This is a genomic window from Thermodesulfobium sp., from assembly GCF_053498235.1.
Window position 1 is genome coordinate 1 of the sequence record NZ_JBRCUV010000027.1, and the last position, 12242, is coordinate 12242.

At 30.8% G+C, this 12242-nt stretch carries 11 protein-coding genes, 1 tRNA gene and 1 pseudogene; 11 read left to right on the forward strand and 2 right to left on the reverse strand.

Going from position 1 to position 12242, the window contains the following annotated elements:
* Window positions 1–490: solute carrier family 23 protein (locus ACWIUX_RS03195; RefSeq protein ID WP_448589283.1), on the reverse strand; the 490-nt coding region annotated here is incomplete at its 3' end.
* 70 nt (window positions 491–560) lie between these two features.
* Between ACWIUX_RS03195 and ACWIUX_RS03200 the strand changes: the two genes are divergently transcribed.
* The 11 genes and pseudogenes from ACWIUX_RS03200 (at window position 561) to ACWIUX_RS03250 (ending at window position 11540) form a co-directional block, all read left to right on the forward strand.
* Window positions 561–637 (forward strand) — tRNA-Arg (locus ACWIUX_RS03200).
* 22 nt (window positions 638–659) lie between these two features.
* Window positions 660–1019 carry a type IV pilus modification PilV family protein gene (locus ACWIUX_RS03205; protein ID WP_448589284.1) on the forward strand — a complete coding sequence of 120 codons (360 nt, stop codon included), beginning with the start codon at window positions 660–662 and terminating at the stop codon, window positions 1017–1019.
* Window positions 994–1581, forward strand: a complete 588-nt coding sequence (locus ACWIUX_RS03210; protein WP_448589285.1) for a PulJ/GspJ family protein — start codon at window positions 994–996, stop codon at window positions 1579–1581. Before ACWIUX_RS03205 ends, ACWIUX_RS03210 begins: the two co-directional genes overlap by 26 nt.
* The gene (locus tag ACWIUX_RS03215) at window positions 1520–3034 is read left to right on the forward strand and encodes a hypothetical protein (RefSeq protein WP_448589286.1); all 1515 of its coding nucleotides are present in this window, start codon (window positions 1520–1522) and stop codon (window positions 3032–3034) included. The genes ACWIUX_RS03210 and ACWIUX_RS03215 overlap by 62 nt, the downstream gene beginning before the upstream one ends.
* 100 nt (window positions 3035–3134) lie before the next feature.
* Window positions 3135–4469, forward strand: a complete 1335-nt coding sequence (locus tag ACWIUX_RS03220; RefSeq protein ID WP_448589287.1) for an aminotransferase class I/II-fold pyridoxal phosphate-dependent enzyme — start codon at window positions 3135–3137, stop codon at window positions 4467–4469.
* A gap of 155 nt (window positions 4470–4624) precedes the next feature.
* On the forward strand, window positions 4625–5869 hold the full coding sequence (locus tag ACWIUX_RS03225) for a diguanylate cyclase (protein ID WP_448589288.1): 1245 nt from the start codon (window positions 4625–4627) through the stop codon (window positions 5867–5869).
* A 342-nt stretch (window positions 5870–6211) separates the two neighbouring features.
* Complete coding sequence (locus ACWIUX_RS03230; RefSeq protein ID WP_448589289.1) at window positions 6212–6799, forward strand: hypothetical protein; 588 nt, start codon at window positions 6212–6214, stop codon at window positions 6797–6799.
* Window positions 6789–8684, forward strand: a complete 1896-nt coding sequence (locus ACWIUX_RS03235) for an ArnT family glycosyltransferase (protein WP_448589290.1) — start codon at window positions 6789–6791, stop codon at window positions 8682–8684. Before ACWIUX_RS03230 ends, ACWIUX_RS03235 begins: the two co-directional genes overlap by 11 nt.
* Window positions 8685–8729: 45 nt before the next feature.
* Window positions 8730–9765, forward strand: a pseudogene (locus tag ACWIUX_RS03240) (glycosyltransferase family 2 protein).
* Window positions 9766–9801: 36 nt separating this feature from the next.
* The gene (locus tag ACWIUX_RS03245; RefSeq protein WP_448589291.1) at window positions 9802–10152 is read left to right on the forward strand and encodes an EamA family transporter; all 351 of its coding nucleotides are present in this window, start codon (window positions 9802–9804) and stop codon (window positions 10150–10152) included.
* A 581-nt stretch (window positions 10153–10733) separates the two neighbouring features.
* Window positions 10734–11540, forward strand: coding sequence for a tetratricopeptide repeat protein (locus ACWIUX_RS03250; protein WP_448589292.1), 807 nt, complete (start codon window positions 10734–10736; stop codon window positions 11538–11540).
* A gap of 395 nt (window positions 11541–11935) precedes the next feature.
* Here the strand turns inward: ACWIUX_RS03250 and ACWIUX_RS03255 are convergent, their stop codons facing one another.
* On the reverse strand, window positions 11936–12217 hold the full coding sequence (locus ACWIUX_RS03255) for a transposase (protein WP_448589293.1): 282 nt from the start codon (window positions 12215–12217) through the stop codon (window positions 11936–11938).
* Between the last annotated feature and the right edge of the window lie 25 nt (window positions 12218–12242).

A 12242-nucleotide genomic window follows, 5' to 3' on the forward strand; every position in this document is an offset into this window, starting at 1 on the left:
CACTAGATGTAAATGGTACTGACGAAAAAGCTAAGTTTATAGATATCGGAATTAGCGAGATACCTATCAATAAAAGCACACTTACTGTAACGCCTTTTGATTGAAGTATTAAAAGTTTCTTTATTATATTGCTTTTTGCAAGAATTAATATTAATATGCCTATTATGATTGATGCAAATGAAATCTCTTCTAAAGAGGCATTAGGGTTCAAAACAAAACCAAGCATTAAAGCAGTGGATGGTCCAACTAAAAGTGGTAATTTGTGGCCAAATTTTAATTGAAGTATTTGAAAAATTCCTGAAATTAAAAATATTTTTGCAAGAAAGTTTGCCTCTTCTGAATAAGTAAAATTGTCTAGCTTTGCTATAGTGCTTGCTACGATTACTAATGGTGGAAGTATTAGTACTACCCATTGCAATGCTTGAAGAAATATTATAAATAGAGGGGGCTTATCATCAAAATTGTATTTTAATTTTATTTTATCAGTCATAATCATATATTAAAACATAATATTACTAAATTTGACATAATAGTGCTATTTTGCTATGTTATTTATATATGTCCACGTAGCTCAGTAGGATAGAGCATCGGATTCCTAATCCGGGGGTCACAGGTTCGATTCCTGTCGTGGACACCATTTTTTCTTTTTAAGGGGTTTTGTGAGGACGTTATATTCTGAGGAGGGTATAACCTTATTGGAGGTTGTTGTAAGTATTTTTATACTTTCAATATTTATGTTGATTTCTTTTGAAGGTTTATCGCAATCTGTGATTGCAGAGAAAAATCTGCATTTGTACAATAAGGCTCTTGAAGTTGCGCAAAGTAATTTTGAAAGAGTTCTGTCTGATAAAGGCGATCAGAGTTTAAATGTTGAACAAACTAGCTGCGTTGATAGTGATTGCTTTAAAGTTAATATCCAGAAGATCGTAAATAACGGCAAAAAAATAATTACTGTAATAGTTGTTGATGAAAGGATTCCTAAAAGATTTGCGGATGTTACGTTGCAATCTGAATTTTAAAAATAATTTTAGATGCGGGATTTCTTTTTTAGAAGTTTTGCTATCAGTGCTGATAGGATCTATTATAGTTTTGATATTGGTAATGAATTTGTATAATTCTTCTAAAATTCTTACGCAAATTCAGAGTAAAGATGAAGTAATTTCTGAAAGTTCATTCGCAATTTTAAGAATTGAGCAAGAACTTAGACAATGCGGTTATAAAAACATGCTGTTAGCAAGCGATAAAAATTCAGACCCTGGGGTAGTCATAAATGAAAATTCTATATTTTTTAATCTTGATTTAGATAATATTCCAAACGAGACTTTTCCAGAAGGTGATGGTAATTATGAGCGTGTAGGGTATTATGTTTCTAATGGCTTTCTTATGAGGTATGTAAACGGTAATACAGAACCTATGAATCCACCTGATGTATATGTTAGTGCTCTTGGTGCCTTAAGAGGCAGAATAGAAGAGGGGAATTTTATAGAAGATGCATCAGGCGACATTGTGAGGATTTCAATTGATATTAGCTCTCCTGAAAAAACACATATTGAAAAGTACATCAAACTGCGAAATATCTAAAAGTGGTTTTTCACTTCTTTTTGTTTTGATTACTATGTTTTTTATTTTTATTGCAATTTCTATTTGTTCTTTAGCTATCAAAAATACATTAAATACTGATAATGTAATAAAAACAAATGCCAATCATCTTATGGCTTGTGAAAAGGCTCTCAATGATACCTTGTTAAAGTTATCAGAGGATCCAGAATATAGTGGAGGGGAATTAGTTGAAAATTCTATACCTGTAAAAGTTGTTGTATTTGATATAGGTCAGTATAAAAGAATAATTGTAAGCTCTCCAGACAAGAATATTGAAATTTTAGCTGAGAAACAGTTTTCAGTCCCAAGGTACGCGTTAGCAGTAAGGAACAGGCTTTCTACAACAGGTAATGTAAGGGTAGTTACCAAATACAGCGATAAAGCTACACCTGGAATATTAATAAATTATGGTGGGAACTCTTATCCAAATATATTTTTTATTACTAGTGCGGATGGACTATCTAATCCTTCTGAGCCAATTAAAATAAATCTTGATGAAAGTTCTCCTTTTTGGCAAGAATATATAAAGGGTTTACAAAATTTGCCTTCTGGTTTTGTTGTCAACTATTTGGATCCTGCTAATAGCGCACCTATATTAAATTCTTTAAATTGCAATCAAACCTATTTAGTTCCAGTGAGGTTGGGGACAAATTTGAAGATCAACAATTTGCAAGATAACTGCAAGATTACCTTTTCTTCTGACGTTTCTAGTTATAAAGACCTACTTCTTCCATCAAACGCTAATTTTGATTTCAACGGACAACTTTTTGTAAATGGAAACCTTATTTTAGAAAGTAAAGAAGTAAATATTAAGAACGGATTAAATGTTTTGGGAGATTTAAATCTTTCTAATTCTAATAATCTAAAAGTTGGTGGTTCGCTCTTCGTATTAAAAAATTCAAATTTACAAAGCTCATCAAAATTGACAGTTAATAATGGAGCTCAAATTAAAGGCGATTTTCTGGACGACAAGGGTTGTGTTGTTAATATAAACAAAGCACTAAATGTTGAAGGTGGCACGAAAATATATGGACAATTGATTGCAAACAATTCGCAAATAAATTTTAATAATGTTTATATTTTAAACGGCGCCTTAGTAGATGCAAGTGGTTCAAATGTATATGTGAATAGAACTCTCAATATTGACGGATCTGATATCTCTCAAGGAGGATCTATAAAAAGTTCTTCTCTGTATGTTGATTCATTAAATATTGGACCGTATCAATCGGTTAATTCAACCATTACTGTTTTTAACTCTGCTAACATATCGGGAAATATTTTTGGATCTTTACTAGTACTTAATGAAGAACCTGATTCTAATGCTACGTTCAATGACGGATCGAATATATTTTATCTTGATCCTCCTGAAAATTGGTTTGGTCCACCTCTTGGTTTAAAATTTGTTATGGTAAAAGGATCCTGGAGAGAATTTTGATATTTTTTAAAATAGTCAGAATAGTTAATTGACTTAGTATACAACATAATTTAGACTTTCTTATATATATTTATATTTCTTTATTAATTGGAGGCTGAAAGTGAAAAATTTAGAAAACCTAGCGAGCGATTTTTTCAGATCAATTGCACCTTCTTGTATTAGAAAGTCGAGCATAGTTTTTTCAGATAGAGTAAAAAAGACAGGAGAGTACATTAATGCCATAAATGTAGCGATAGGAAACATCTCACTGCCAACCTATCCAGCTATGTTAAAGAGACTTCTGTTTATTGAAGATATTAATCTGAAAAAAGGTATATGGAGGTATACCCAAACAGAGGGAATAGACTCTGTAAATCAGACTTTTAAGAAAATTATTAAATCCTTTTTGAGACCCGGTTTGGCTCCTGAACTTTTTACAATGGTTGATACTGGCGCATCGCACGTTATGAAACTAGTAATGCTTGGAGTTTGCGGCAATTTCAATGGTATAAATAGACCTATTATGATGCTTGATCCTGTTTATACTAACTATATCTCAATTGGTCAGGAATTGGGGAGAGAAATAGTAGCGATAGATAGGGAGCTGAATTCAGATGGTACATTTGGCGATGTTGAAATAAATACCATTGAAAAGATAATTGAAGAGAAAAATCCTTCAGCTTTTCTAATAATACCATATGATAATCCTTCGGGAACTCTTATGACTCAGGAAACTATAAACAAATTTGCGAAAATTTGCATTAAACATAATATCTTTTTTGTGAGTGATGAAGCTTATAGAGGGCTTTATTATAGGGATGATATAAAATTTGCTCCATCAATTTGGAATATTTCTGAAGATGAGGTGCCTGGAATTAATGCTGCAAAAATAAGAATTAGTATAGAATCGTTTTCAAAATTATTCAATGCTTGTGGTCTTAGGATGGGGGCACTTGTAACTGATAATGAATTATTTTTTGAACAGGCGAGGGCAGCAAACACCACATATCTTTGTCCATCTTGCATTGATCAATACATAGCTTCAGCTATTAATGATGAAGATGAACGAGATATTCAAAATTGGATAGGGTCTTTGCGTTTTTACTATAAGAAAATTTTAAGTGAACTGTATTTAGGTTTAAAAACATTAATGCCAGATTTGATTGTTACTCAGCCAGAAGCTGCAATATATTCTATGGTAGACGTAAGAAATGTAGTAAAACCTGGATTTGATGCAAATGATTTTGTGATGTACTGTGCTAGTGAGGGTAGCGTAGAGATAAGTGGTGTAAATTATACTTTACTTGTTGCTCCTGCAGCTGGTTTTTATAAAAATAAAAATAGATATGCCAATACTCAGATGAGAATAGCATGTGTTCTAAGTGACAAGGAAATGAAGTTGGTACCTGAGCTTTTTGTAAAGCTGCTTAAAGAATATGAGAATAAAAGAAATTAAAAAAATTTTTTATTAGAACAATCTAATTTGTAAAATTTAAAAAACTTTAATTAATTTAATAAATCACTGATAAATCGAAATAATAGTGGGGGGGATTTTGTTATATAATGATAATAAATATAATTTAGATTTTTAAAGTAAATATGGAGGTTTAGTTGTTTGTATTAATATACGAATATAGTAGATTCATTTCCAAGTATTTATATAACGCTATCAAGCAAGAAACAGATTGCGAGCCAGTCGTTTTTAGCACGTTCAAAGAGCTTGAAAGTTTTATAAAAAAAGAACGGGATAATGTTCTTTGCGCAATCCTTGGCCTTGTTCTTCCAGATGGTCCAAATGGAGAGGCTGCGGATTTTTGTATTAAAAATAAGATTCCAACAATAGTTTTTACATCTACCATAAATGACGACATTAGAGATACCCTTATTAAAAAGGGTGTCGCAGATTATGTATTAAAAGATAGTAATGACAATTTTGATTATGTTATAAAATGTGTCAAAAGACTTTATAAAAACAAAAATATAAAGGTTCTTATAGTTGACGATTCTTCTGTAGCAAGAAAATTTATGGAAGATGTTTTAAGTTCACATAACTTGAAAGTTCTTTCTGCAAAAAATTCTGAAGAAGCATTGCTTATTTTGGATAAAAATAAAGATATAAGGTTAATGTTAGTTGATGAAAATATGCCTGGAATGAGAGGGGCTGATCTGGTTAACACTATCAGGAAGTCTTTTACTAAAGAACAGATGGCTATTATAGGTATAAGTTCCTATTCAAATAGTATTTTAACAGTTGAATTTTTGAAACGTGGTGCAAATGATTTTATACTAAAGCCCTTTAATAGAGAAGAATTTTGTTTAAGGGTTATGCAGAATTTAGAAATATTGGAAATGATTGAATCTCAGAAAGTTCATGCTACAACTGACTTTCTTACAGGATTGTATAACAGAAGATTTTTATTCGAAGCAGGGGAAAAACTTTTAGAAAATGCTAAAAGAAATAATTTAAACCTTTCTTTGGCTATAATAGACATCGATAAATTTAAAAATATAAATGATACCTATGGACATCTCTTTGGGGATATGGTTTTAAAAACTACAGCAAAACTAATAAAAAATAGATTTAGAGCTGGTGATATAGTTTCTAGATTGGGTGGGGATGAGTTTTGCTTTATGGGAATTATGGGCGATGAAGCTATAAATATTTTTGAATCGTTGAGAAAACATATCTCCTCTTGCGACTTTAGTGACTCTGAAAATAGCATAAACATAACTATATCAGTTGGCATTACATTAAAAAAGGCTGATAGCGTTGAGTCTATGATAAAAAAAGCTGATGAAATGCTTTATAAGTGTAAGAATTTGGGTAGAAATATAGTTTGTGCTGATAGCTTGTAAGTCCTATTTTAAAATATAAATAAATTATTTTTGAGGAATATCGTAATAATGACATATCGGTTTTTCATGTTGTATAATCATTTAGGAATAGATGCAACCATCCCTTATAACCTCCTTTTATAGTTTTGGGTTTATAACTATATATGTTAAAGGGATGGTTGCTCCCTTTGTCAATTATGAGGAAACAAGGGTATTTCGAATAGATTATTTTTGAGGAATGTCGGTTCTAAAATATTAGCCTTTTAGAATGTATAATGTTCCTAGAAAAAAAAAATCGAATTTCAATGAATTTTTATTCCTATGTGGTAGAATCTGAAAACAAAACAGGAGTGACAGAGTGATATGACTGAACATAAAATATTAAAATATGACAATACAGAAGAAAATATCCCAATTCCTATTAGATATAATGACGCTATTGATAAGTTATTAGCATCTAATTATAGCGGTTGGGTTTTCTTCGTGCACAATGATTTTTCTATTTTAGAATCAATTGATAATATAGTTGATAAGTTGGAGCATACTCATCTTTATGGACCGATAGGTGCTATTTTAAAGGGAAGCGAGAAGATCATTTATGGTCAAATTTTGCAGGGACATAATGGAGGTTTAATTTACCATGGTACTAAGATTGATATACCTACATTGGTGGATACAGTTGACTGTCAATGTTTATTTTTACATACCGACTTATTAAAGAAATATAATTTGCGATTTGATGAAAATGAGGTATTATCATTCCACCAATATGTTGAAGATTTTTGTCTTAATGCAAATGTTAATTATGGGATAAAAACATATGCTATACCAATGAAATGTAAGCACTTTAGTTGGGGCAAACTTAATAATGATTTTAAATTAGCAATAAATTATATAAATTCAAAATATCCCAATAAGAAATGGGGAGGAACTTGTACGCATGTTTATTAACATTAAAACATTATTTAGAGAAAATAAATTTCCTATTTTGGTTTCCATGATTATTGCTCTTACAGTAATAATTTATATGCACATTACGGGGTTCTACTATCCTAAAATTGATTTACTCATCGAAAGTAGTAAAAATGACGAAGTCCAAATTTTTATGGATAAGGGAAATGGGTTTAATGAAAAGGACTCTATAATTAAGAGAATAAGTCAATCAGATATGCCTACTCGATTAGAATTTAAAATTTCAAATAGCAATAAGATCAGAATGGATTTCGGAAGCACAGGTTCACGTATACAAGTCTTAGGTGCAAAATTAGTAAATGGAGAAGTTGAGAAAAATTTAATTTCAGGTATACAACATGGTTATTTAAACGATGCAAATCTGATTGATTATGGTAATAATACTTTATGTGTACAGGCTACAGGAAATGATCCTTTTGTTGTCCTTAATGGCGATTTTTCAGGATATACCGGTTATAATATTTACAAGATTTTTTTAAAATATCTAATTATTTTTATTTTAGTATTTACATTGTCTTGTATAACAGTTTTAATCTATCGGTTCAATAGGAAACTTTTCTTAATTACTTTGATTGGCATTTTAATAAGATGGTTTTATTTTCTCAATTCTGGGTTACCAACAGATTTTAAAAGCTTATATTTATTTTGGCATGATGAGGGTACTTATTCTAATTATGTTTTTAAATTATTACATGATGGAGTAATAAATTATTTTAGTAGTCAAAGTTCTATTGAGGTAGCCCCAGGTAATATACTATATCTTTCCGTGTTAATGAAGATTTTTAATTTTAACATTGCTATAATTAGGTTATTTAATTTAGTAGTTTTAAGTGGGGCAACTATTGTTTTCACTTATTTTATCGCTGAACGTCATTTTGGTTCAAAGGCTGCTGTTATTGCATCATCTTTGGTAGTACTATATCCGGAGTTGATTTATTTTGCTCCAACCATCCTTACAGAACCTTTATTTTTTGCATTTTTTATTGCATTTTTATTTTTGTTAGACCAAATAATTCAAAAATCTGCTATTACAAAAATACATATATTTTATATTTTAATTTGTGCAGTAGTAGGTGTAATGGCTTCACTGACAAGATTAGTCCTTTTACCATTTTATTTAGTTTTGCTATTATTAGCAATATATATGTATAAAATTAATTATAAATTATCCGCTTTTAAAATAATTATAATGATATCTATCTCTGCTATTCTTATACTTCCATTTTTGGTTAATGGATATATTCATTCTGGAGAAATTATGATTGCTACAGGATCTGGAGCTGTTCTATGGCTTGGATCTAGGATAGATACAGATGGAGATGAACCGCCATATCACCATAAAACATATGATGCCGAATTAATAACCAAGGGTGCATCGCATATTTCTCTAGAGGGTGATCGGAGATTAAGAGCTGCAGGGTTAGCAAATATAAAAGCTCATCCGGTGAATTATGCTTTTATGTGTGTAAAAAGAATAGGAAGACTTACTGTAGGAAATAAATATTTTTGGTTTTTTCCGTACTCAAATTTTTTAGATTGGTACCATCATAATCATACATTGTTTGGGAGCATAGTAAAAATTTTTTCTTTATTTATAGCTATATCAGTATTTGTTTTTGGTATTTTTGCAGCATTTTTCTTTGGTAGGAATATATCAATTTTACACGTAGTTTTGTTGATGCCATTTATGATAGTGATATATTTGCCATTTTTAGTAAATCAACGTTATGGATTACCTGTTTTTCTGATAAATGCAATATTGACTGGTGGGTTATTAAGTATGAACAAGAAGCTTGCGGTTCAAAAACTCTTTTTATTAGGTCTAACTATTTTAATAGCGGGATTTATTATTGCAGGTGTTTAAATAAATTATGTTTATTTTTAGAGGTATATATAGAGGTATATATGTATGAATAGGAGAAATATTAAATACGGATCATCTTTAATAAAAAAGAACGATTTAGTAAGAATAGCGGTTGTTATACCGTGTTATCGTGTAATCAATCATATTTTTGGTGTAATTGAGGGAATTGGACCTGAAGTGTGGCGTATTTATGTAGTTGATGATAAATGTCCTGAGCAATCTGGAAACTATGTAGAGGCCAATTGTAAAGATCCGCGTGTTGTTATATTGCGACATGAGATCAATCAAGGTGTTGGGGGGGGCTGTTATGACAGGTTATAGGGCTGCAATAGATGAAGGGGCAGATGTGATTGTTAAACTTGATGGTGATGGGCAGATGGATCCTGCTTTGATCCCTATATTAGTTGAACCAATCCTTAATGGAGAGGCTGATTATACTAAAGGCAATCGATTTTTTGATTTAGAGATGATCAGTTCGATGCCTAGAATACGATTATTTGGAAATGCGGTGCTATCGCTGATGACAAAGCTCTCTTCAGGATATTGGGACTTGTTTGATCCTACTAATGGATACACTGTAATTCATGTAAATGTTGCTAAAAACTTACCTTTTAATAAGATTAGTAAACGTTATTTCTTTGAAACAGATATGCTCTTTCGACTTAATATATTGAGAGCTGTTGTAATTGATGTGCCTATGAGAGCAAAATACGGTGAAGAAAAAAGCAATCTAAAAATTTCAAAAATTATTGGAGAGTTCATCGTAAAACATTTCCGAAACTTTGCAAAGAGAATTTTTTACAATTATTACTTACGTGATATGTCTTTGGCTTCAATTGAGCTTCCATTAGGTATTTTTCTTCTCTTTGGTGGAGGTGTCTTTGGAATTTATCACTGGATAGAGTCTATGCATGAAGGTGTCGTAACGCCTGTAGGCACTGTTATGCTTTCTGTACTCCCTATCTTGATTGGGTTACAGTTAGTACTTTCATTTTTAGCTTATGATATTTCATCTGTACCACAACGACCAATACATAAAAGAATTGGAAATTATAAATATAATGAAATGGACATTAAATAATAAAATTTTCATAAGCAAAACTATTTGGAGGAAAAAATGACTTTAACTCAAACATTATTTGCATTGATTTGTGTTATAGCAATTTCTGTAGGACAATTACTTTTTAAAAATGCAGGAAATGTAATTCAACAATCAGGTGGTTGGATGTCATGTAAAGTTTTAATTGCAGTTATCGTTCCAATAATATTATATGGATTATCAACATTGTTATGGATTAATCTTTTAAGACAGGTTGACTTGTATAAGGCTCAAATTTTTATGTCATTAAGTTTTGTATTAGTTCCTATTGGTAGCTATTTTTTCTTTCGAGAGCATATTACAACTGGTTTTATAATAGGTGCAACTGTTGTTATTATTGGCTTATTCATAGCAACTAAATTTGGTTAATAGATTAAAGTTTATGTAATAGAAATTATTAATTGATAACGATCACATCCAATTTTTCTATAAATTCATCCAGCTGATAGAATCAGTTACACCCAACCCGTTTGAAGAATATAAATCTTAACTTACTCAATATCAATAAAAACTATTTTCTTTTTCTTTTCTTCTAAAATCTGCCTATAGTAGTATATACCTCTTGTGTTTAGTTTCATAAAAGCAAAAATGTAGTTTTATACCTAATTGCTTGATTTTAGCTCGTGGTTGAGATTAAGATATTTTAGACAATCTTTCGTCTCAATATCTTTTTTTTTCAGTGTCGTTCGAATTTAAAGCAGTTAATTCTTATGATTGTAGGTTATCTTTAACTGAATAAATCTACAGGATAAAGAAGAACTTATTAAATTTTTACTATTTTATTTTTGAGTAGAGATAGAGCAAAAATTCTTTAATGATGATAGAATAACTTTATGTTGGTAAAGAAAGCTTCACAAATAAAAAGGTAATTTTAGGGGTGTTTATGAAGAAGTATTTCTTAACTTTAATATTGCTGTTTGGTTTGGTTAATAGTTTAGGGGGTGTTGTTTATGCAGAATATGCAATTGAAGAAGCTAATTGAGGAGTGTTTTGACTACATTAAATCTCAAGATTACCAACGTGCTTTGCAATCTGGGAGGAATCTTATTGTAAAATATCCAAATAGTGTAGGCACACATTGGTGTTTGGGTAAGGTCTACTATTATCTTGCTCGTTTTAATCCAAATTATTTTAACTTTAGTATTGAAGAATTAAGAACAGCTAGAACACTTGCGAGATTTATAAATAATAAAAGTGATGAAAGAGTTTTGGCTGCGACATGTTCAGAATTTGGGGACGACTGTAAAAAACGCGGGCTTATCGATTGGGCTTTGCGTTATTACAAGGAAAGCCTAGAAAATTACACAGATTTAAATGATACAGATTTAAATGATATAGAAGGTAAATGTATCGTTTTGACTAATATTGCTGAAATCTATAAAATGTTTAATTACAATAAAGCACTTGAGTATTACAATAAAGCTATTGAGTGCTTTAAAGAAGCTATAGAGATTAGTCAAAAAAATGGTGATTACAGTAAAACTGCTCATGCTATGATAAACATAGCTTTACCATATACAAACCTTAAAGATTTCTTAGAAGCAGAGCGTTATTTGGCTCAAGGTTTAGAAATGGTGAAAAAATTGGGCGAGAGAGACTGGGAGGCATTCGCATACGAAGTATTTGGTAAGTTATATCTAGCACAAAATCAAGAAGATTTAGCAAGAAAGTATTTTACAAAATCATACAATTTATATAAAGCAATAGGCAACAATAGTGAAGCTCAACGTATTTATGAAACTTATTTGAAACAGTAAAAGGATATTTATATCTCCCTTACCTGCAAACCAAAATTAAGCAAACTGATATAATCTTCTTTCAACCAAATAATCTTAAAAAACCGCAACAGCAAGCCTCAAATTAGAACTGCTGATAACAGAGTTTACACGCTGAGGTTCAGGGTACTATGAAGAACTTTTCGCGAGCAAGGATGCTCGCGTTACTATGGGGGATTACACACTACTACCAGCTGATAGAATCAGTTAACCCAACCCATTTGAAGAATATAAATTTTAACTTACTCAATTTGTAGAAAATTTTGTACGTTAATTACTCAACAGATAGTTATAAGATAAGTAACATATAGGTAGTGGGGTAAGAAATTAAAAATTTTTTATTTGTATAGTTCAACTAACAAAAAATTAGGAGTCAACTATAAAGAATTCTTAACATGGAAAAGAGTTTTATGAGAAAGCATAGCGAAAATAGTTCTAACAAGTTTATGAACAGTAGCAAGAATAGCCTTTTTATAAGGCAGCCCTTCTTGTTTTCTTTTAAGGAAGTATGCTTTAAAGAAAGAATTAACCCTTATAACATTCACAGTCATAATGTAAATGACTCTTCTAAGATGACGGTTACCTCGTTTGGAAATCTTGCTTTTACCTTCAAACTTACCAGACTGAAAAACAGAAGGGTCTATCCCTGCAAAGGCAATAAGGCTTTTATGGGAAGGGAAGTTA